Raw genomic sequence first — 21,123 nt, 5'->3', positions numbered from 1 at the left:
ACTCGCGGGGCCGTACCGCGACCGTGAACGCGTCCTGCCCGCGACGACCCGCGTCCGGTCATCCGCCCGCGACGCCCGGGGCCGCGTCCGTGTGAGCAAGGTGACGCCCTGCCGACGGATCTTGACGCTTCCCTGACGCGACCGCCGGGTGCGTCTCCCCGCGGGCTGCTTACGCTGGCTCGGCCGCAGGTCAGGCGGCCGAACCACCCTTCAGCAGCGGAACCCGGGAGCACTCCATGGCCACCACGACCGAGACGCGCGGCAGCAGGCTGCGCGCGTGGATGCTGGAGGGGCTGTCCGACATGGGCAAGGGCAAACCCTCCCGCCCGAAGGAGTCAGTTCCGGACGCCGGACACCAGGGGCAGCCCTGGTACCGGGTGATGTGCCTGACCGGCGTCGACTACTTCTCGACCCTCGGCTACCAGCCCGGCATCGCCGCCCTCGCGGCCGGCCTCCTCTCCCCCGTCGCGACCATCGTGCTGGTGATCGTGACGCTGTTGGGCGCGCTGCCGGTCTACCGGCGGGTGGCGGAGGAGAGCCCGCACGGCGAGGGCTCGATCGCGATGCTGTCGCGGCTGCTGTCGTTCTGGAAGGGCAAGCTCTTCGTCCTGACCCTGCTGGGCTTCGCGGCGACCGACTTCCTCATCACCATCACCCTGTCGGCCGCCGACGCCTCCACCCACCTGGTGGAGAACCCGCACCTGGAGTCGGCCCTGCACGACAAGCAGGTGCTGATCACGATGGTGCTGATCGCGCTGCTCGGCGCGGTCTTCCTGAAGGGCTTCCTGGAGGCGATCGGCGTCGCCGTGGCCCTCGTCGGCGTCTACCTCGGGCTCAACGCCGTCGTCGTGGTGACCGGCCTGTACCAGGTGCTGACCGAGGGGCACGTCGTCAGCGACTGGACCGCCGCCCTGACCCAGGAGCACGGCAACGTCTTCGTGATGATCGGCGTCGCGCTGCTCGTCTTCCCCAAGCTCGCCCTCGGCCTCTCCGGCTTCGAGACCGGCGTGGCCGTGATGCCGCACGTCAAGGGCGACGCGGGGGACACCGAGGCGCAGCCCGAGGGACGCATCCGGGACACGAAGAAGCTCCTCACCACCGCCGCGCTGATCATGAGCGTCTTCCTGATCTGCACCAGCTTCATCACCACCGTGCTCATCCCGCACGAGGAGTTCGAGTCCGGCGGCGAGGCGAACGGGCGCGCCCTCGCCTACCTCGCGCACGAGTACCTGGGCAACGCCTTCGGCACCGTCTACGACGTCTCGACCATCCTCATCCTGTGGTTCGCCGGCGCCTCCGCCATGGCGGGCCTGCTCAACCTGATGCCGCGCTACCTGCCGAAGTACGGCATGGCGCCGCACTGGGCGCGGGCCGTCCGGCCCATGGTGATCGTCTTCACCCTGGTCGCCTTCCTCGTCACCTGGATCTTCGACGCCGACGTCGACGCGCAGGGCGGCGCGTACGCCACCGGTGTCCTCGTGCTGATCTGCTCCGCGGCCATCGCCGTGACCATCGCGGCCCGCAAGGCCGGCCAGCGCGGCTGGACCATCGGCTTCGGAGTCATCTCGGCCGTCTTCCTCTACACGACGGTCGTCAACATCATCGAGCGCCCGGACGGCGTGAAGATCGGCGCCTGCTTCATCGCCGGCATCATCCTCGTCTCGCTGCTCTCCCGGCTCGGCCGCGCCTTCGAGCTGCGGGTGACGCACGTGGAGCTCGACGCCATGGCCGAGCGGTTCATCCGCGACATCTCGCACCGCACGCCCCGGTTCATCGCCAACGAGCCGGACAACCGCGACGCGGAGGAGTACCGGGCGAAGAAGGACCAGATCCGCGCCGACAACGACCTGCCCGACACCGAGGACTTCGTCTTCGTCGAGGTGACGGTCACCGACCCGTCCGAGTTCGAGGCCGGCCTCACGGTGCGCGGCGAGGTGCTCCACGACCGCTTCCGGGTCCTGACGGTGGAGAGCTCCTCCGTCCCCAACGCCCTCGCGGCGGTCCTGCTCCACTCCCGTGACCTCACCGGTGTCCGCCCGCACGTCTACTTCGAGTGGACCGAGGGCAATCCGTTCGCCAACTTCCTGCGCTTCTTCCTCTTCGGCCAGGGCGAGATCGCCCCGGTCACCCGCGAGGTCCTGCGCGAGGCGGAGCCCGACCGCGACCGCCGCCCGCGCGTCCACGTCGGCTAGCGGGCAGGCCGGCCGGCGGCGGGGGCGTCGGCCGGCGCGGGCCCGCGGAGCCGGTGCCGGAGGTTGACGGCCGCCGCGCGGGCGACGGAGCGCGGGTTGAGGAAGCCGAGGGGGCCGATGAGCCGGGAGGCGAAGAGGTACATGTGGCGGGCGGCGGCCGCGTCCCGGGCGGCGGCGGAGAACATGAGGCGCTCGCCGGGGTTGAAGGGGCGGGACCGGGCGTAGTCGACGGCCAGCTGCTGGTGGGGGCGGAGCCGGCGGCGGTGGGTGCGGCCGTACGCGGCGAGCGCGCGGTCGAGGTCGCCGCGGCCGGTCGCGGCGGGGGCGACCGCCTCGGCCAGCCACTGCGCGGTCTGGAGGGCCCAGCCGCAGCCGACGCCCCACAGCGGGTCGCCGGTCAGGGCGGCGTCGCCGACGAGGGCGATGCCGGGGGCGGTGGGGTCGCGGGTGATCAGCGGGTAGTCGACGGTGCCGATGAACTTGGAGACGCGCCGGGCGGAGTCGATGGGGGGCGCCTCGGGCAGGGCGCGGACGAAGGCGTGGAAGCTGCCCTCCAGGTCCTCGCGGAAGGCCGGCAGGTGCTTCTTGTCCGGGAGGACGGCGAGGACGGTGACGCCGTCGTCGTTGGGGAAGGAGTACGCCATGTCGGGTTCGAGGAACCACGCCTGGCCGATCCCGCCGGGCAGCGGCAGGTCGCGGAAGTGGGCGAGGTAGCCGAACCGCCCGTTCTCGTACCGCCGTTCGGGGATGCCGGCGAGCTTCGCGACGGCCGAGTCCTTGCCGTCGGCGCCGACGACCAGACGGGCGGGCAGTTCCCGTTCCCCGTCGGGCCCCGTGACGCGGACGCCGGTGGTGCGTCCGGCGTCCCGGAGCAATCCGGTGACCTTGTGGCCGAGGAGCAGGTCCACGCCGGGGGTGCGGGCCGCGTGGGACCTGATGAGCGGGTCGAGGGTGGAGCGGCGGACGTTGTAGGCGTACGGGAGTTCGGGTCCGCCGGGTGCGGCGCGCGGTTCGATCCAGCCCCAGCGGGTGTACCAGCGCGCTTCGTTGCGGACGGCGCCGGCCTTCTCCAGGTCGGGGAGGAGGCCGAGTTCGTCGAGGACCGGGTGGGCGCAGGCGGTGAGGGCGTGGGTGCAGAGCACCTTGTACGCGCCGGGGTCCGAGCGGCGCTCCAGGAGGGCGACGCGGGCGCCGCGCCGGGCGAGCAGGATCGCCGCGGCGCAGCCGGCGAGGCTCGCTCCGCTGATGACGACGTCGTACGTGCCGTCCGGCCGCGGGCCGGGTGCGGTGCTCTCGGGCTCGGTCATGCGCCGATCGCCCCCTTCGAGGTGGATGCCGTCCGTGGGAGTGGTACCGCGCCACTCCTGTCAGGGGCATGACCTCCCTGTCAAGGGTCGGGGGCCCGCGCGGACCGCCGTCCGCGCGGGCCCCCGGGTGGCGGGAGCGGTTCCGGTCAGCCGGTCGTCCAGTGCTGCAGGGCGCTGCCGGTGTCCGGCTGCTGGGTGACCTTGGCCCCGTTCGCCGGTGAGGCGGTGGTCAGGAGCAGGCCGCTGCGCACCGAGGTGACGGTGGAGGTGCCGTCGGGGAGGCGCTGGAGCGTCCAGCGCTGGTTGGCGCCGCCGTGGCAGGTCCACTGGATGACCCGGGCGCCGGCGGCGGTGGAGCCGCTCTCGACGTCCGCGCACTTCCCCGAGGCGTTGTTGCGGAGCTCGTAGCCGCCGTCGGCGTGCGGGGTGAGGGTCCACTTCTGGTTGGCGCCGCTGTTCGGGGTCCAGGTGACGAGCCCGGTGCCGTCGGCGGTGCTGCTGTCGGGGTTGTCGAGGGCCTTGCCGCCGGCGGTGAGGGTGACGGTCCGCGGGGCGTCGCCGACCGGGGTGAGGGTGAGGGTCTGCTCGGCGGCCGTGCGGCCGGCGCCGACCGGGGAGCCGGTGGTGTCGGTCCAGCTGCGGGCGGGCGTGGTCTCGGCGGTGCGGGCGGTGGCGGCGGAGAGCCCGAGGACGAGGCCGCTGTACCGGTTGACCAGCTTCACGGTGCCCGTGGGGGTGTTGTCGGCGGCGGAGGCGCCGCGGATCACGAACCAGTCCTGGCCGGTGCCGGAGGCCGCCGCGGCGACCGTGGGCTTCGTGCCCCACGCGCGCGTGCCGGGTCCGGTGGAGGCGACGCCGAGGAGGCCGCCGGTGGCGGCGTTGGCGATGCGGTAGGAGCCGTCGCCCTTCGCGGTGAAGGTCCAGTGCTCCAGCGCGGAGCCGGTGGCGGCCGCGGTGGAGGTGGTGGCGGAGCCGCCGGACACCTGGGCCAGGACCCGGCCGTCCGCGGCGGCGATCCGGTAGGCGCGGCCGGTGTCGACGGGGGCGGCGGGCTCGTTCGTCCCGATGCTGAGGTCGACGTACTCACCGCTGGCGCCGCCGGAGCAGCCGAAGGAGCAGTAGGCGCGGAAGTCACGGCCGACGATGCCGGAGCCGGTGCGGTTGCCGGCGTCGAGGAACCAGCGGTACCAGGAGGCGGTCCGGTAGCTGCCGGTGTCGCCGAGCCGGAACCACTTCTGGGTCGTCAGGTCGGTGGTGGCGTAGATCTCCTGCGGCGCGTCGCCGCTCTGGTCGACGGCCTGCGGCTCGCCGATGTACAGGCCGAGGTGGGCGTTGTAGGTGATGTCCATGACGAAGAGCGGGGAGGTGGCGGGGGTGAGCCCGGCCGCGACCTGCTGGCTCACGGATCCGGCGTTCGCGGGGTCGTACTCCTTCTCCTTCGGCACGTAGCCGGTCGCGCTGCCCGCGCCGACCGGGACCATGGTGGACTCCCGGCCGCCGACCCCGGGCTGCGTCCAGGCGCCGTCGTACCACTTGCGCCACGAACCGGGCGCCATCTTCCCGGAGATGGGGGCGCGGGCGACGTGCCCGTAGAAGGCGGCCCAGCCGCCGCCCTTGTTGACGATCCGGGAGCCGTAGAAGGCGTAGAAGTAGCCGGAGGCGGTGTCGACGAAGAGCCGGGGGTCGCCGGTGCCGTAGTGGTACGTCTGCTGCGGGAAGGCGGCGGTGTCGCCGCGCTTCGTGCTGTACGGCGAGGTGATGACGTGGTCCTTGATCGTCCAGGTCCGGCCCTGGTCCCTGGAGACGGCGTAGTCGATGCCGTCGTAGTGGATGCCGTCGGCGAAGGGCTGCGGGGTGAACTCGTTGTGGACGAGGCCGTACCAGTCGCCGGTGTCCGGATCGACCCACATCCCGGTCAGGTCGCAGTAGTTGCGGTGGGCGTAGCCGCTGCCGGCCGGGGCCTGGGTGGACTCCACGCCGGTGACGCTGTTGTTGCAGCGCCAGGTGGTGTCGTTGTTGCGGTCGGCGGAGTTGGCCGGGTTCACCGCGTCGCTGATCGCCGACGAGCGGGTGGCGGAGTCGAAGTCGGCGCCGGTGTAGAAGGTCCACTTGCGGGGGTCGGTCGCCCCGTACAGGGCGTGGGCCTGCTGGTAGTAGAAGGTGCCGTCCTTGTCGACGAACGGACTGGCGGGGGTGTCGTCGGGCCGGTTCCAGGAGCCCTTGGCGCCGACGGTGACCGTGTAGGTGGCGGTGGTGGACGCGGTGGCCGTCGTGGTGGCGGGGGCGGGCCCGGCGGTGGCCGGCGGGGCCGCTGCGAGGGCGGCGCCGCCGCTCACGGCCAGGGCCGCCGCGACGAGCGTGCTCACGAATCTGCTGCGCGGAAGGTGCACGAGTACTCCCAGGGGTGGAGGAGTCGAGCCGCTGGTGGCACGGACCCTAGAGCGCATTTGACCGGTAAAACAAGAGCCCCGCGTCCGCCTGTCCCCTTTCTCCACAAGGAGGTTGACGGTCCGACAGGTCGCCGGGGAGGCCGGGGAGCGCCTTGACCGCAGGTGGGGGCCCGGTTACGTTGCGAGCCTGGCGGGGCGGGGGCGACGAGGGGGCGTCATGGTCACCATGCAGGACGTGGCGGAGCGGGCCGGCGTCACCAAGCAGACCGTCTCCAACGTCGTCACGGGGCGCGTCGCGGTGCGCCCGGCGACGGAGGCGCGGGTCCGCGCCGCGATCGCCGAACTCGGTTACGTGCCCAATCTGGTGGCCCGTTCGCTCGCCACCGGCAGCAGCCGCACCGTCGGGCTCTTCGTGCCGACCGTCTCCGCGCCGTTCTACGCGGACCTGGTCGAGGAGGTCGAGGACGCGCTGGAGGAGCGCGGCCACCGGCTGCTGCTGTGCACCACCCGCCGCGACGGGGAGCGGGCCCGGCGCCATCTGGCCGCGCTGGCCAGCCGCTCCGTGGACGCCCTGCTGATCGCCGGCGACCAGGGCCTCACCGGCCATCTGCCGCTCCTCGCGGACGCCCGCTTCCCGGTGGTGCTGTGCGCCTGGGAGGCCGCGCTGCCCGACGGCTTCCCGGTCGTCACGGTCGACTACGAGCACGGCGGCCACCTCGCCGGCCGGCACCTGCGGGCGCTCGGGCACGAGCGGGCCCTCGTCCTCGCCAGCCCCGCGCACACCGTCCGGACGGCCGGCTTCCGGCGGGCCTTCCGCGAGGACGGGGTCCCGCTGCCGGACGACGCCGTGCGCACGGCGGCCGAACCCGCCTTCGCGGGCGGCCTCGCCGCGGCACTCGACGCGCTGCGGGCCCACCCGGAGGCGACGGCGCTCTTCGCCACCCACGACGTCCTCGCGGTCGCCGCCGTGGAGGCCGCCCGGGCCCTGGGCCGTACCGTCCCCGGCGACCTGTCCGTGGTCGCGCACGACGACGCCCCGGCCGGGGTGCTGTCCGGCCAGACGCTCACCAGCGTGGTCCTCCCCAAGCGGGAGATGGCCCGGCAGGCCGTCGGCCTCGCCCTCGGCGCCGCCTCCGGCTCCGCCGCGCCGCCGGACCCGCTCCCCCGGCCGCTGCTCCCCGCCCTGGTCCCCGGCGACAGCACCGCCGCACCGCGCCGCACCTGAGGCGGCGCGGGCCTACGCGTCGGGCGTGTCCCGGCCCGCCGGCCGGGGCGGGGCGGGGACCGTCGTCCGGATCCGGTCGGTGCCGAGGAGGCGGGCCAGGGTGGGCTCGCGGGCGAGGACGGCTCCGATGGTGAAGGCGAAGGTCAGCGCGGCGCAGACGACGATGAGCCAGGACAGCAGGGTGAGGACCAGGCCGAGGGCGCCGTACTCGGCGAGCGCCCGGTTGAGCGCGCCGGGCATGTAGAAGCGGGCGGTGATGCCGAGGGCGGTGGAGGCGGCGGCGCCCAGCACGGCGCCGGGCAGCAGCGGCAGCCAGGGGACGCGCTTGGCGAGCAGGAGGTGCTGCGTCCACAGCCAGACGCCGACGCCGAGGACGAAGAAGAGCGGGACGCCGAGCCAGGCGCCGGCACCGAAGCCGTCGCGGATCGGCGCCTGGAGGAGGACGACGACGACCAGGGCGAGCAGCCAGACCGCCCACCGCCAGGCGGCGATCCGGGTGCCGGCCTTGGGCAGGCCCCAGGCGCGTTCGCAGACGCGGGCCATGGCGCGGCTGAAGCTGGTGGCGGAGACGAGCGCGATGACGGCGCCGACGGCGCCGCTGGTCTCCCGCACCCCGTCGTCGGAGCCCCGGTCGAAGACCTGCTGGAGCTGCTGGTCGGCGGCGCCGGTGAGGCCGAACATGGCGCGGAGGGATTCGCGGAGCTGGTCGCGGACCGGATCGGGCGCGAAGGCGGCGAGCGCGAAGAGGAGCGGGACGGCGGCGAGGAAGGCCTGGGCGGCGAGCCGGGTGCCGGCGTCGAGGAGGTTGCCGCCGACGAGCCGTTCGGTCACCTCGGTCAGCACGGGGAAGCGCCGCTCGGCGCCGGCACGGAGGTTCCGCACCCGGTCCGCCCACCCCATCGCGCCTCCCGCCCGCCTCGCCGGTCTCCCCCGCCGCGTCCGGCCGGGGCCGCCGTCCGCGGACGGTCCCCGCCATGAGACGCCACCGGCGGGGCCCCGGCCACCCGGCGGCGGCCGAACGGGTCGGGTCACTCGGCCCAGTAGCGGGCCAGCGCCCCCTCCTGGTACGGGGCGGGGCTCACGCTCAGCTCGCCCGCGAAGGGCCGGTCGAGGACCAGGACGAGCAGCAGGCTGAAGCCGATCAGGGCGGCGACGGAGGCGACGAACAGGAGCTGGATCCGCAGCCGCCGCATCCCGTACAGGAAGGTGAGCGGGACGAGGACGAGGGCGCCGCCGAAGGCCAGCACCTGGAGCAGCGGCGGGAGTTCCTGCTCGGCCATGGTGATCCGGGCGCGCCGCTGCGCGGCCACGTCGTTGAGGTGCGCGACGGCCTCCTCGTAGAAGACCTCCTCGCGCGGGGTCTTCGGGTCGTACGCCTGGAGCACGTCGAAGGCGTCGACGAGGCTGCGCTCGGTGGCGCCGTACTGCGGCACGCCCTCGCGCATCCGCGGCCACTGCTTCTCGACGACGGCGTGGACGTAGTCGCCGAGGGCCGCGTCCAGGTCGGCGCGGACGGGCGGCGGGAAGGCGGCGGCGTCGCGGGCGATGAGGGCGACGTCGGTGGCCTCGGCGGCGACGATCGTCTGGGTGCTCTCCAGCTGGGTCCAGAGGGTGACGATGACGAAGGCCAGGATGATGCCGTAGATCGCGCCGAACATCCCCAGGGTCACGCCGACCATGTCGTTGTGCTCCCCCTCGGCGAGCGACGGATGGCGGCGGCGGAGCAGCACGCTGCCCGTGACGGCGAGCACGACGGTGCCGCCGACGAGGACGACGGCGAGGGTCAGGGAGCTGAAGTGGTTGAGCAGCCAGAGCGACATGAGCGCGGAGTGTAGGGATCCGGCGCACCCGCGCCGGACCGCTACCGAGGCGTACGCCCCCGGCGCAAGGGCAGAGTGCACACCATCGGGTGACCATGCCGGACGCCCCCGGTGACCGTCGCGGGGTACGGCGGTCACCGGGCGGCCGGGTCTGTTCGGGTCAGGTCAGGTCGGGGCGGGTCAGGTCGGGGCGGGTCAGGTCAGGTCAGCCGGCAGAGGAGGTCGGCGAAGAGCTCGGGCCGGCTCACGTACCCGACGTGCGAGGTGGGCAGGGTGTGCACGTCGAAGGGGTGGTCGGGGGTGAGGGCGTCCGCCGCGCGGATCATGTGGTCCTGCACGGCCGGGGTGAGGCTGTGGTCGGCGGAGAGGCGGACGTAGGTGTGGGGCACCCTGCGCCATGCCTCGGGCCGGACGAGCGCGGCCGGTTCGAGGACGGCGTGGTTCTCGTCGGCGTCGAGCGAGTCGAGGAAGTGGCGGAAGAGGTGGTCGGGGGCGTCGGCCATGATGGCGGCCTTCAGCGCGGCGTACGCCTCCGGATCGGTGTGCGCGCGGCGCCAGTCCAGCCGGACGACGCCGGGGTCGCGGCCGGGCGCGTCGTAGGGGACGGCGATCCTGGCCGCCGCCGCGTCGAGCAGGTTCTCGTCGGGGACGTCCCACGGCCCGGTGAGCATCGCGGGGTCGGCGAGGCAGAGCGCCGAGAGGTAGACGACCCGGTGGACCAGGTCCGGGGCGGCGTTGACGACGGCGGTGAGGGTGAGGCCGCCGAGGCTGCTGCCGGCGAGGACCACCGGCCCGTGGCAGGCGAGCCGGCGCAGCACGCCGACGACGTGCCGGACGTTGTCGGCGAGGGTGACGCCGTCCATCGGTGACGCTTCGTGGGCCAGGGCGGCGCGGTCCTGGTCCTGGCGGTGGTAGGAGGCGGGGCCGGTGGCCCGGTCGCCGTGGCCGGGCAGGTCGACGGCGTACGAGCGGTGGCCGCGCAGGGCCAGTTCGTTCCGGAGCGGGGTCCAGGCACGGGCGTTGGCGGCACCGCCGTGCACGAACACGAACGTGGGGCGCTGGTCTGAGCGCATGGGGAAGGTCCTTGTCATCCTGAGGCGAAACGGTGGACGCGTGGACCTCGGGACCGGCGGGCGCGACGACGCGCGGGATCGGCGCGGGGGCGCCGGGTCTCGGCGCGGGCGCGCGGGTGTGGAGGGGCGAGGGGCCGGAACCGCGGTCAGCGCGCGGAACGGAGCCGGATCGCCCGGAAGTCCTGGATGACGGAGCACATGCGGGCGACCGTAACAGCCCCTCCCTTCGCCTCGCACGCCATTTCGGGCCGCTCACCCGGCCCCGGGGAGCCTCTCACCGGGCGGGGGCGCCCCTTACCGGCCCTTCCGGGCCCCTGTAGATTGGCGCGCGTCCGGCCGGCGTCCCGTCCCACCCGCCAGGAGTGTCCCCCGTGTTCGGTATGAGCGAGATCGCGATCCTGCTGGTCGTCGTCGCCCTGGTGGTCGGCGCGCGCAAGCTGCCGGAGCTGGCCCGCAACGCCGGCAAGGCGGCCCGCATCCTCAAGGCCGAGGCGCGCGAGATGAAGGCGGGCGACGCGCCCCGGGAGCCGGCGGCCACGTACACGGTGAAGGAGACGGTCCGGAGCTCCGCCGAGGAGCGCTGAGCCGCCGGACCCCGCCCTCCCCGCTCAGCCGTCCGCGCCGTCGTCGCGGGTGAGCCGCGGCAGCGGCCAGCGGCCGGCGAGGACCGAGGGGTCGGGGCCGTGGAGCCGGAGCGTGACGGAGAACGGTCCGGCCGGGGCAGGCAGCCAGTTGGCGGCGCGCTCGGGGTCGGTGGGGCGTCGGTGGGCGACGTACAGGGTGAGTCCGCCGTCGTCGTCGTAGAGGATCCCCGGCGTGCGGTCGCCGATCGCGTACCGGTCGATCTCGTTCTCGGCGAAGCGCCCGTCCGGCAGCCCGGCGAGGGAGGCCGACCAGAAGAAGCGGGCGGGCGGCAGCTGTCCGGGGGCGAAGCGGAGCGCGTACGCGTGCCGGGAGCCGTCCGGCGGGCCGTCGGCGGCCGGGTCGCGCCGCCACACCTGGGCGTCCGGCAGTCCGTACGGGTCCTGGTGGGCGGCGAGCGCGCGGCGCAGCGGGTCGGCGGCGAGCTCGGCGCGGGTGCCGTGGAGCCCGGCCGGGCGGGGCGTCGCGGCGGCTGCCTCGGTCAGCCGGGCCCGGCCGTCGGCGATGCCCGCCTCCAGGGCGGCGCGGAGTTCCGGGGAGAGCGCGGCGGGCTCGAACGCGCCGCCGCCGTCGACGCCGAGGGCGGCGAGCCGGGCGCGCAGGTCGCGGTCGGCGTCGAGGACGGGGAAGAAGCGGAGCAGGAAGTCGAGGAGGGTGAGGAACTCGACGGTGTCGGTCTCCTCCTCCCGCCAGACCGGCCAGACCGGCTCCTCCGCCGGGTGCGGGGCGGCGGTGTCGGTGAACTCGGAGAGCGGGCGCAGCCGGTACCCCTCCTGGACCGCGCGGAGGGCCGGGACGTCGTCGGGTCCGGCGAGGTGGGTGCGGCCGAGGACGCCGACGAGCCGGGTCGCGGTGCGCAGGACGCCGCTGACGCCGTCGGGGACCGGGCCCGTCCAGCCCGGTCCGGCGACGAGGTGGTGGCCGGCCTCCCGGCCGGTGGCGCCGCTGCCGACGAAGCCCGCGTGGACGGTGTCGAGGTCGTGCACCGCGAGCAGGTGGTAGCGGTCGGTCGCCGGGACGGACAGCACCCACGGCTCCGCCCGCAGGTCGAGCCGGGCCGTCGAGTGGACGAGGTCGGCGCCGGCCGGCGCGAGCGGCCCGGCGTCGTGCCGGAAGCGGCCGAACCCGCCGGCGGAGCGCGGGTCGGCGGGGTCGACGGCCTCGGCGTACAGGTTCCGGTAGCCGGCCAGGAGCGGGTGTCCCCAGATCCACGCCTCGGCGGCGGTCCGCCGCGCCTCCTCGACCGTCGGCCGCGTGCGCTCCGGCATGTCCGCCCTCCTCACCCGACACATTTCCGCCCAAAGTGTCACGCTTCGGGTGGGTGTGCATCCGGAGGGGGGGTTACGCCGCGGGCTCGTCCGGCGCGGGCAGGGGGACGGCGACCGAGGCGAGGTAGCGGGCGTACTCGTCCAGCGCGGCCAGTGCCTGCGCGTCGTCGCGGTCGACGAGCCAGGTGAGGGTGAGGCCGTCGAGGACGCCGAGACCGTGCCGGGCGAGCACCGCGAGGTCCACCGTCCAGGCGAGGCCGGCCGTCCGGGCCATCGACTCCAGGTAGGCGCGGTTCACGTCGAGGTAGTGCCGGTACTGACGGCGGGCCAGGTCGGCGAGGCCGGGCCTGCGGAGCGCGTACTGGGTGACCTCGTACGTGACCAGGTGCTCGTCCGGGCGGGTCCGGACCAGCTCCCAGTAGGCGTGCAGGATCGCCCGGACCTTCTCGAAGGGGGTGGCGCCCTCGGGGTGCGCGAGGCCGGCCGGCGGGAGGTTCCGCTCCATGATCCGCTCGATGACGGTCTGGAACAGCTCCTCCTTGGAGCGGAAGCAGTAGTGGAAGGCGCCGAGCGGCACCCCCGCTTCGGCGACCACGGCCCGGGTGGTGGTCTCGGCGACCCCGTCGCGGATCATGACCCGGATCGCCGCCTCCGCCAGCTGCTCGCGGCGCTCCGCGGCGGGGAGTCGGGGCATGGGGCGGTCTCCTCGGGTGGGGGCGGGCGGCGGCTCACCGGCGCGGTCGGATCACCGTACCGCGACGGGGGCGGGGCCTCGGGCGGACCTGGGCGGGACCTCGGACGGACCGGGGCGGGGCCTCGGGCGGACCGGGGCGGGGCCTCGGTCAGAGGAACGCCATGCCCTCGCCGCGGTAGGTGGGGACCTCGTCCACCACCCGGTCGTGCTCGACGAGGTGGAGGGTGTCGACGCGCTCGCAGAGCTCGCCCGCCTTGGCGTGCCGGAACCAGACCCGGTCGCCGCAGCGCAGGGTGTCGGCGGCGGGTCCGACGAGCGGGGTCTGCACCTCGCCCGCGCCTTCGGCGGCGAGCACCCGCAGTCCCGCCGGGTGGACCGGGACGGGCAGCCGGTCCGGGCCCGGGGCGCCGGAGGCGGTCCAGCCGCCGCCGAGGACGGTGACGTGGCCGGGGGCGGGGCGGCGGACCACCGCGAGCGCGAAGAAGGCGGCGGGCAGCGGGCTGAAGCCCCGGTAGTGGTCGAAGAGGGCGGGGGCGTAGAGCCCCGATCCGGCGCCGAGTTCGGTGACGGCGGGCTCGGCGGAGGTGGTCTCCAGGCTGCCGGTGCCGCCGCCGTTGACGAACTCCAGCGGCGCCACCTCGCGGACCGCCCGGACGGCGGCGGCGCGGCGGGCCCGCAGCTCGCGGGCGGAGAGCCGCTGGACCGCGCGGACGGCGGTGCGCATCGGGCGCGCCTGGGTCGGCTGGTCGTCGCCGACGCCGGCGATCTGCCCCTCGTACGCCATCACGCCGACCAGCCGCAGGCGCGGGCGGGCCACGACGGCGCGGGCCAGCGCCGCCGCCTGCGCGGGCGCGTGCAGGGGCGAGCGGCGCATGCCGAGGTGGACCCGGCCGCCGAGCAGCCGGAGGGAGGCGTCGAGGTCGAGGCAGACCCGGACCGGCGGGCCGGAGGGACCGATCGCGGAGGTGAGGAGGTCGAGCTGTTCGGCGGAGTCGGCCATCACGGTGATCCGGGCGGCGGCGTCCTCGTCGGCGGCGAGCCGGCGGAGCGCGTCGGTGTCGGCGGTCGGGTAGCCGACGAGGACGTCCAGGCCGGGGTCGTGGGCGGCGAGCCACAGCGCCTCGGGGAGGGTGAAGGCGAGGACGCCGGAGAAGCCCGGTCCGGCCAGGACGGTGTCGATGAGGGCGCGGCAGCGGAGCGACTTGCTGGCCAGTCGGATGGGCTTGCCGTCGGCGCGGCGGGTCATCTGGGCGGCGTTGGCGCGCAGGGCGCCGAGGTCGACGACGGCGAACGGCGGCTGGAGGCCGGCGGTCGCCTTCTCCAGGTCGGCGAATCCGGCGGGGCGCGGGGCGGGCGCGGCGGCGGGAGAGGGGGCGGCTGCGGCGTCGGGGCGGGCGCTTGCCATGGTGGGCGGCCTTTCGTGGACCAGCGGGGAGCGGACCTCAGGCGGACCTCCGCCGGAGCGGACCTCAGGCGAAGGCTCTGCGGTCGCGGACCTCCGCGGGGACCGGTGGCGACGCCGTCACGGTCTCTTGGTCGCTCGTCCAAGTCAAGACTCCGGGACTCTTGACTTGGACGGACGACCAAGTCCACTCTTCCGGACAGCGGGAACCGGCGGTAACCCGCCACGACACGACGCGTACGGCCCGAAGGGAAACGCCCGGCATGAGCAGCAGCGAGCACGGCGGCGTCTGGCGCAACTGGGCCGGCAACGAGGAGGCCCGCCCCCGGCGCGTCCTGCGCCCGGCCCGCACCGAGGAGGTCGCCACCGCGCTGAAGGACGCGGTACGGGACGGGCTGCGCGTCAAGGCGGTCGGCTCCGGGCACTCCTTCAGCGGCGTCGCGGTCGCCCCGGACGTCCAGCTCCGGCTCGACCTGCTCGACGCCGTGCACGCGGTGGACCCGGAGACGGGGCTCGTCACCGTCGGCGCGGGCATGCCGCTGTGGAAGCTGAACCCGCTGCTCGCCTCGCACGGCCTCGCCCTGGAGAACATGGGCGACATCGACCGGCAGACGGTCTCGGGCGCGATCTCCACCGGCACCCACGGCTCCGGCGTCCGCTTCGGCGGCATCGCCACCCAGGTGCGGGCGCTCGAACTCGTCCTCGCCGACGGGTCGGTGACGGTCTGTTCGGCGGACGAGCGGCCGGAGCTGTTCGCCGCCGCCCGGGTGGGCCTCGGGGCGCTCGGCGTCCTCACCAAGGTCACCCTCCAGACCGTCCCGCTCTACGCCCTGCACGCCCGGGACACCGCGATGCCGGTCGCCGAGACCCTCGGCCGGCTCGACGAACTCGTCGCGGAAAACGACCACTTCGAGTTCTTCTGGTTCCCGCACAGCGACACCACGCTGACCCGCCGCTTCCGCCGGCTGCCCGCCGACACGCCCCTCTCCCCCCTCGGCGCCCTCTCCAGGCGGCTCGACGAGGCCGTCAGCGGCCCCGGCTTCGAGGCGCTGAACCGGCTCGGCACCCGCGTGCCGCGCCTGGTGCCGCCGATCACCCGCTTCGCCGCGCGCGCGATGTCGTCCCGGAGCTGGACCGACCACGCGTACAAGATCTTCGCCTCGGTGCGCGACGTCCGCTTCCACGAGGGCGAGTTCGCGATCCCGCGGGCCCACGCGGCGGAGGCGCTGCGGGAGCTCCGCTCGTGGGTCGACGGCCACGGGGAGCCGGTCTCGTTCCCGCTGGAGGTCCGCTTCACCGCCGCCGACGACATCTGGCTCTCCACCGCGCAGGGCCGGGAGAGCTGCTACATCGCCTTCCACCAGTACCACCGGATGCCGTACCGCCGGTACTTCGACGCCTGCCAGAAGATCCTCGGCGCGTACGGCGGCCGGCCGCACTGGGGCAAGATGCACGACCTCGGCGCGGCGGAGCTGCGTCCCCGCTACGAGCGGTTCGACGACTTCGTGGCCCTCCGGAACCGGCTCGACCCGTCCGGCGTCCTCTCCAATCCGTACCTCGACCGCGTCCTCGGCGCACCCCCGTCGGCGGGCTGATCCTCCGCGCGGTGCGGTGGCACACTGGCTCCCGGTCTGCCGAAGGAGTTCCACCGTGTCCGTCATCCAGCGCCTGCGCACCGCCGTCCGCCGGACCTACCGGCGCACCGTGGACCTCAGCCACCCGGCCCGGTCGCCGCTCGGCAGCGCGGTCGTCAACTGCGTGGTGTACGTCGACGGGGTGCGGCGTTCGGTCCGGGGCGCGAGCGCCGAGGACGCGCTGCGGTACGTCCGCCGGGGCGGCGACGGCTTCGTGTGGATCGGGCTGCACGAGCCGGCGGAGAAGGAGCTGACGGTGCTGGCCGAGCTCTTCGGGCTGCATCCGCTGGCCGTGGAGGACGCGGTCCACGCCCATCAGCGGCCCAAGGTCGAGGAGTACGACGGGGTGCTGTTCGCCGTCCTGAAGACGGTCCGGTACGTCGAGCACGAGCAGCTGACCGCCACGAGCGAGGTGGTGGACACCGGCGAGCTGATGGCCTTCGTCGGGCCGGACTTCGTGATCACCATCCGGCACGGCGGGCACGGCTCCCTCGGCCCGCTGCGCGAGACGCTGGAGGCGATGCCCGAGCAGCTGGCCAAGGGGCCGTCGGCGGTGCTGCACGCGATGGCGGACCACGTGGTGGACGACTACCTCGCCGTCGCGGACGCGGTCCAGACCGACCTCGACGCGATCGAGAACACGGTCTTCTCCGCCCAGGCGGACCGCGGCGACGCCGGCCGGATCTACCAGCTCAAGCGCGAACTGCTGGAACTGCGCCGGGCGGTCGCCCCGCTCGCCCGCCCGCTGACCGAGCTCGCCACCCGGCCGATGCCGCTGGTGGACCCCGAGATCCGGGCGTACTTCCGGGACGTCACCGACCACCTCGCCCGGGTGACCGAGCAGATCGCCTCGTACGACACCCTGCTCGACTCGGTGCTCCAGGCCCATCTGGCGCAGGTCACGGTGGCGCAGAACGAGGACATGCGGAAGATCACCGCGTGGGCGGCGATCGTCGCCGTGCCGACCATGGTCTGCGGGGTGTACGGCATGAACTTCGAGCACATGCCGGAGCTGCGCTGGACCTACGGCTACCCGGTGGTCCTCGGGGTGATCGCGGTGGCGTGCTTCGCCATCCACCGGGGCTTCCGCCGCAACGGCTGGCTCTGACCGCTCCCGGGCAGCGGATATGAGAGGTTTGCTCCGTTCATCCGATCAGCGGGCGGAGAGGTGCGGCACGGCATGGCGCGGTGGGACGGTACGGCGACGGCGACGGCTCCCGCCGGGGACCCGGGGACGGCGGACGACGAGGCGCGCTGGTTCCGGGTCCTGCTCCACCTGGGCTTCTTCCTGCTGCTCGGCTCCTCGCTGACCCGCTTCCTGATGCGGCACACCGGCGACGGGATCGCCCCCTGGGTGGTCGCCCTGTCCGCCGCCCTCGCCGCGCTGTACGTGGCCGAGCCCGCGGTCGGCGACGAGCGGCGGCGCCGGCACCTGTGGCTCGGCGCCTGCACGGCGGTCTGGATCGCGCTGGTCCTCCTCGCCCCCAGCTTCGCCTGGTGCTCGATCCCGCTCTTCTACCTGGGGCTGCGGCATCTGCGCCCGCCGGCCGCGGCGGTGCTCATCGGCCTGCTCACCGTGGTCTCCGTCACCGCCCAGCTGCGGCTCGCCGGCCGGTTCGAGTTCGACATCCTGCTGGCCCCGCCCGCCATCGCCGCGATCTGCGTCGCCGTCTTCGTCCGCATGGACCAGCAGACCCGGCGGCAGCGCGAGCTGATCGCCGACCTCGTCCGGACCCGGCGGGAGCTGGCCGCGACCGAGCGGCGCGAGGGCACGCTCGCCGAGCGGCAGCGGCTCTCCATGGAGATCCACGACACCCTCGCGCAGGGCCTGTCGAGCCAGCGGATGCTGCTCCAGGCGGCCGACCGGACCTGGCACTCGGACCCCGACACGGCGCACCGGCACGTGCGCGCGGCCGGCGAGATCGCCGAGCACAACCTCACCGAGGCCCGCCGCTTCGTCCACGACCTCGCCCCGGCCGACCTCGCCGGGGGCGGCGGCCTAGACGAGGCGCTGCGCGCCCTGGCCCGCCGGGAGTCCACCGCCGGACTCGCGGTCCGCTGCCACATCGAGGGCGTCCCGCCCCGCCGGCTGCCCGACCGGGTCCAGTCGGCGCTGCTGCGGATCGCGCAGGGCGCGCTGGCGAACGTCCGCGAGCACGCGGACGCCCGTACCGCCGCGCTCACCCTCACCTACCTCGACGACCAGGTCGTCCTCGACGTCGCCGACGACGGCCGCGGCTTCGACCCGACGGGCGTCCGCGACGGCGACGGCGTCCGCGGTCACGGCCTGCCGGCCATCCGCACCCGCACCGACCAGCTCGGCGGCACCCTCACCGTCGAGTCGGCCCCCGGCGAGGGCACGGTCCTGTCGGCCGCGGTCCCGCTGCCCACGGTCTGACGGGCTCCGCCCGGCGCGGGGGCGCCGAGGCGGCGGACTACGGCCGTGCGGCGCGGCCGGCCAGGTGGTCCCGGTACCAGGGGAGGTGGCGGGCGAAGGCGGCGGTGAAGGCGGGGCCCGGGCCGCGGCCGAAGTCGGCCCAGGGGCGCTCGTCGGCGAACCAGTGGTCGACGCCGAACATCTCCAGGTGGTGGGCGGCGAGCGGGTTCCCGGCGAGCAGCGCGCGGGCCTCGGCGAGCTCCAGGGCGGGGCCCGGGGCGGTCCGTACGGCCTCCGGCAACAGGGGGCCGACGGCGGCGAGGAACTCGGCGTCGGAGACCGGGTCGGGGTGGGAGACGTAGTACGCGCCGGGCCGGGTCGCCGGGGAGAGCGCGGCGCCCAGCAGGGCGCCCGCGAGGCTGTCCACCTCGACCGTCGAGTGGAGGGTGCCGGTGCAGGCGAGCGGCCGCGGCAGCGCGGCGAGCAGCGTCAGGAGGCCGGGGACGACCTGCCGGTCCCCCGTGCCGTAGACGAGGTGCGGGCGCAGCACGCTGCCGCCCGCGTCCAGGACGTACCGCTCCCCCGCCGCCCTGGTCCGGCTGGTCGTGGACCCCGGGGCGAGCGGAAGGCTGCCGGGCGCGGCGGCGCGGAAGGGGCCGCGGCCGTGCACGGAGGCGGTGCTGAGGGAGACGATCCGGCCGGCGCCGGCCCGGACGGCGGCGGCCACGAGGGCGCCGGTGCCGTGCTCGTTGACGGCGATCTGCAGGTCCTCGGGGCCGCCGATCGCGGAGGCGCAGTGGACGACGGCGTCCATCCCGTCGCAGGCGCGGCGCAGGCTCTCGGGGTCCCGGAGGTCGCCCTGGACGGTCTCGACGACGGGCCCGCCGGCGGACGGCCCGTCCGGGGGTGCGACGCGGGCCGCGTCGGGGCGCCGGACGAGGAGCCTCAGGTGGTCGAGGTCCGGGTGCGCGGCCGCCGCGGCGGCGACCCGGCCGCCGATGAAGCCGGTGGCGCCGGTGACGAGGATGCGGGTTCCCATGGGACCTTTCGGGGCGCGGGTGGGCCCTGCGAGTTTACGCCCCGGTCAGCCCGCGAGACGCCGGTCGAGCCGGACGAGCGCCGGGGCGTCGGCCGGCGAGGAGAGCGTGCAGTGGAAGACGGGCTCGCCGTCCTGGTGCCCCTCGACCCGCACCGCGACCATGTCCGGGTCGGTGGCGGGGACGATCTCGGCCGTGATCCAGCAGGGCGGTGCGAGTTCGACGTAGCGGGAGAAGGACATGTTCACGACCGACGGGAAGAACGTGTCCGTCCCGGTCACGTGGTGGGCGGCCTGACGGGCCGCTTCCAGGAGCAGCATGCCGGGGACGTGGTCGTTGGGCCGCCGGAAGAGGGTGGGATGGGCGGTGTTGACGCGCAGCCGCCACCGGTTCCGCCCGGTGGCGGGCGCCAGGACGACGTCGTCGGGATGCTCCCTGCCGACCTCTTCGGGGGCCACTCCGGGTATGAGGGGGACGGGGGTGGCGAGCGCGTCCATGCGGGCGCCGCGTATGCGGCGGTAGGCGAGCGGGGAGGTGCAGCTGATCCGGCCCCGGGCGGTCGCGACCCGACGGCCCTCGCGGTGGATGACTCCGTCGGCGCGGAAGGTGCGGAGGTTCCGGCCCCGGCCGCGCACGTCCGAGAAGACCAGGCCCACCGCCACCTCGGAGGAGAGGCCGTGGAGGGAGAGCGCCTCGGGGTCCACGCGGTAGGTGAGGTCCCACATGACGAACTGATGGTCCACCGGCACCCCGATTTCCGCGTGGGCGACCAGCATGGTGGCCTGCCGCAGCGTCTCGGCCACCAGGACCGGGTCGTGCAGGCCCCCCACGAGCGGGGAGAAGAAGGCGTGGGCGTCCGGCCAGCGGGCGGAGACGGAGAAGCGGTCCTCGCTCTCGCGGGCCCATCCCGTGGGCATGATGTCGGCGGGATTCGCGCGGTGAACGAACTCTCCCGGGACGGCCGTTGACGACTCTCGCCCGGTGCTGTCCATGGGTCTCCCTCGCATCCCGGCACCCCGGCGGGTTGACCGGCCCGGCGTAGAATACGTACAACGCGGTTTTCATTTCAATGCTTCATGTCACACGGTGAGCACGGACGAGCGAGACAGCAGGAGGCACCGTTGGCGCAGCAAGCGCGCGCGATACGAACCAGGAAGCTGATCCTGCAGTCCGCCGCGTCCGTCTTCGCCGAGCGCGGCTACGAGCGGACGACCATCGGGGAGATCCTGGCGCGCGCCGGGGTCACCAAGGGGGCCCTCTACTTCCACTTCGCGTCGAAGGAGGAAGTGGCGCTCGGCGTGCTCGGCGCGCAGATGTTCGACGACCCGATCCCGCCGCAGACCCTGAAGGTCCAGGAGCTCGTGGACCAGGGCTTTCTCCTGGCCCACCGCCTGCAGCACGACGCCCTGGTGCGCGCGAGCGTGGCCCTGGCCCTCGACCCCGGCGCCACCGGGGTGAACCGCGCGGCGCCGTTCCGCGTCTGGATCGACTCGATCGCGGAGGCCCTGACGATCGCGAAGGAGCAGGGGGAGCTGCTGCCGCACGTGAACCCGCAGGACTCCGCCGAGCTGTTCTCCGCCGCCTTCTCGGGCGTCCAGGCCACGTCCGCCGTGCTGTGCGACCGCGCCGACCTGATGCACCGGGTGGCGGTCCTCGTCCACCACGTGATGCCCAGCATCTGCACTCCCGGCGTCCTGATCTCCCTGGACGTGAGCATGGAACGCGCCGAACTTCTGGCCGCCGAGTACGAGGCCGCGCGGAGTCGTTCGGAGGAGGACCTGACGGATTTGGAATGAGAACGCGGACCGATCCGGTCCGGATCGCGGATCGAGCGCCCCGACGGCTGAAGCCGTCGGGGCGCTCTGGCGTCATGGCACTGAGTGTGTTTTGCTGAGGGTACTCAGTGCCATACGCGGTGCCGCGGGCGTATCCGGGTGCCACAAGCCAGGTGCCACAAGCATTTCCAGGGAGCTCAAGACCATGGGCAAGGACTTCGACCTGTACCGGACCTCCGAGGAGCACGAGATGCTCCGGGAGTCGGTGCGCGCGCTGGCGGACGCGA

Annotated in this window: 17 protein-coding genes; 7 read left to right on the top strand and 10 right to left on the bottom strand. The window is 74.5% G+C overall.

Features of this window, described 5'->3' with window-relative positions:
- Positions 1-236: 236 nt before the first annotated feature.
- Complete coding sequence (locus IF73_RS0134835) at positions 237-2,192, top strand: APC family permease (protein ID WP_031014986.1); 1,956 nt, start codon at positions 237-239, stop codon at positions 2,190-2,192.
- On the opposite strand, the gene IF73_RS0134830 is transcribed toward IF73_RS0134835, so the two are convergent.
- Both IF73_RS0134830 and IF73_RS0134825 read right to left on the bottom strand, forming a co-directional pair.
- Positions 2,189-3,499 carry an NAD(P)/FAD-dependent oxidoreductase gene (locus tag IF73_RS0134830; RefSeq protein ID WP_037881489.1) on the bottom strand — a complete coding sequence of 437 codons (1,311 nt, stop codon included), beginning with the start codon at positions 3,497-3,499 and terminating at the stop codon, positions 2,189-2,191. The two genes, IF73_RS0134835 and IF73_RS0134830, sit on opposite strands and share 4 nt — an antisense overlap.
- Before the next feature lie 146 nt (positions 3,500-3,645).
- The gene (locus tag IF73_RS0134825; protein ID WP_031014980.1) at positions 3,646-5,865 is read right to left on the bottom strand and encodes an RICIN domain-containing protein; all 2,220 of its coding nucleotides are present in this window, start codon (positions 5,863-5,865) and stop codon (positions 3,646-3,648) included.
- A gap of 241 nt (positions 5,866-6,106) precedes the next feature.
- On the opposite strand from IF73_RS0134825, the gene IF73_RS0134820 reads away from it, so the two are divergent.
- A complete protein-coding gene (locus IF73_RS0134820) occupies positions 6,107-7,114 on the top strand; it encodes a LacI family DNA-binding transcriptional regulator (protein WP_031014978.1) in 1,008 nt (335 codons plus the stop codon).
- A 12-nt stretch (positions 7,115-7,126) separates the two neighbouring features.
- Here the strand turns inward: IF73_RS0134820 and IF73_RS0134815 are convergent, their stop codons facing one another.
- From IF73_RS0134815 to IF73_RS0134805, 3 genes are all read right to left on the bottom strand, one after another.
- Positions 7,127-8,014 carry a YhjD/YihY/BrkB family envelope integrity protein gene (locus IF73_RS0134815; protein WP_051717625.1) on the bottom strand — a complete coding sequence of 296 codons (888 nt, stop codon included), beginning with the start codon at positions 8,012-8,014 and terminating at the stop codon, positions 7,127-7,129.
- A gap of 128 nt (positions 8,015-8,142) precedes the next feature.
- Entirely contained in the window at positions 8,143-8,934 is a 792-nt protein-coding gene (locus tag IF73_RS0134810; protein WP_031014974.1) for a DUF4239 domain-containing protein, read from the bottom strand.
- 200 nt (positions 8,935-9,134) lie between these two features.
- Entirely contained in the window at positions 9,135-10,007 is an 873-nt protein-coding gene (locus IF73_RS0134805; protein ID WP_031014972.1) for an alpha/beta hydrolase, read from the bottom strand.
- Positions 10,008-10,387: 380 nt separating this feature from the next.
- On the opposite strand from IF73_RS0134805, the gene IF73_RS38280 reads away from it, so the two are divergent.
- Positions 10,388-10,591: a twin-arginine translocase TatA/TatE family subunit gene (locus IF73_RS38280; RefSeq protein WP_386723547.1), complete on the top strand. Its 204-nt coding sequence runs from the start codon at positions 10,388-10,390 to the stop codon at positions 10,589-10,591.
- Between the two features lie 24 nt (positions 10,592-10,615).
- Here the strand turns inward: IF73_RS38280 and IF73_RS0134795 are convergent, their stop codons facing one another.
- From IF73_RS0134795 to IF73_RS0134785, 3 genes are all read right to left on the bottom strand, one after another.
- Positions 10,616-11,917, bottom strand: coding sequence for a DUF1254 domain-containing protein (locus IF73_RS0134795; protein ID WP_051717621.1), 1,302 nt, complete (start codon positions 11,915-11,917; stop codon positions 10,616-10,618).
- Between the two features lie 73 nt (positions 11,918-11,990).
- Complete coding sequence (locus IF73_RS0134790) at positions 11,991-12,611, bottom strand: TetR/AcrR family transcriptional regulator (protein ID WP_031014968.1); 621 nt, start codon at positions 12,609-12,611, stop codon at positions 11,991-11,993.
- Between the two features lie 148 nt (positions 12,612-12,759).
- Entirely contained in the window at positions 12,760-14,016 is a 1,257-nt protein-coding gene (locus IF73_RS0134785) for an alanine racemase (protein ID WP_078868420.1), read from the bottom strand.
- 260 nt (positions 14,017-14,276) lie between these two features.
- On the opposite strand from IF73_RS0134785, the gene IF73_RS0134780 reads away from it, so the two are divergent.
- The 3 genes from IF73_RS0134780 to IF73_RS0134770 all read left to right on the top strand — a co-directional run bounded on the left by IF73_RS0134780 (position 14,277) and on the right by IF73_RS0134770 (position 18,045).
- Positions 14,277-15,608 carry a D-arabinono-1,4-lactone oxidase gene (locus tag IF73_RS0134780; RefSeq protein WP_031014964.1) on the top strand — a complete coding sequence of 444 codons (1,332 nt, stop codon included), beginning with the start codon at positions 14,277-14,279 and terminating at the stop codon, positions 15,606-15,608.
- 55 nt (positions 15,609-15,663) lie between these two features.
- On the top strand, positions 15,664-16,755 hold the full coding sequence (corA, locus tag IF73_RS0134775; protein WP_031014962.1) for a magnesium/cobalt transporter CorA: 1,092 nt from the start codon (positions 15,664-15,666) through the stop codon (positions 16,753-16,755).
- A 72-nt stretch (positions 16,756-16,827) separates the two neighbouring features.
- Positions 16,828-18,045, top strand: a complete 1,218-nt coding sequence (locus tag IF73_RS0134770; RefSeq protein ID WP_031014960.1) for a sensor histidine kinase — start codon at positions 16,828-16,830, stop codon at positions 18,043-18,045.
- A gap of 37 nt (positions 18,046-18,082) precedes the next feature.
- Here the strand turns inward: IF73_RS0134770 and IF73_RS0134765 are convergent, their stop codons facing one another.
- On the bottom strand, positions 18,083-19,063 hold the full coding sequence (locus IF73_RS0134765) for an NAD-dependent epimerase/dehydratase family protein (protein ID WP_031014958.1): 981 nt from the start codon (positions 19,061-19,063) through the stop codon (positions 18,083-18,085).
- A gap of 45 nt (positions 19,064-19,108) precedes the next feature.
- On the bottom strand, positions 19,109-20,053 hold the full coding sequence (locus IF73_RS0134760) for a ScbA/BarX family gamma-butyrolactone biosynthesis protein (RefSeq protein WP_051717620.1): 945 nt from the start codon (positions 20,051-20,053) through the stop codon (positions 19,109-19,111).
- Between the two features lie 129 nt (positions 20,054-20,182).
- On the opposite strand from IF73_RS0134760, the gene IF73_RS42675 reads away from it, so the two are divergent.
- On the top strand, positions 20,183-20,857 hold the full coding sequence (locus IF73_RS42675; protein WP_031014954.1) for a ScbR family autoregulator-binding transcription factor: 675 nt from the start codon (positions 20,183-20,185) through the stop codon (positions 20,855-20,857).
- The last annotated feature ends 266 nt before the right edge of the window (positions 20,858-21,123 follow it).

Source organism: Streptomyces sp. NRRL F-5727 (genome assembly GCF_000719555.1).
Taxonomy (GTDB): Bacteria; Actinomycetota; Actinomycetes; order Streptomycetales; family Streptomycetaceae; genus Streptomyces.
Note: the sequence above shows the minus strand (reverse complement) of the source record. Positions and strands in the feature narration are given on the sequence as shown.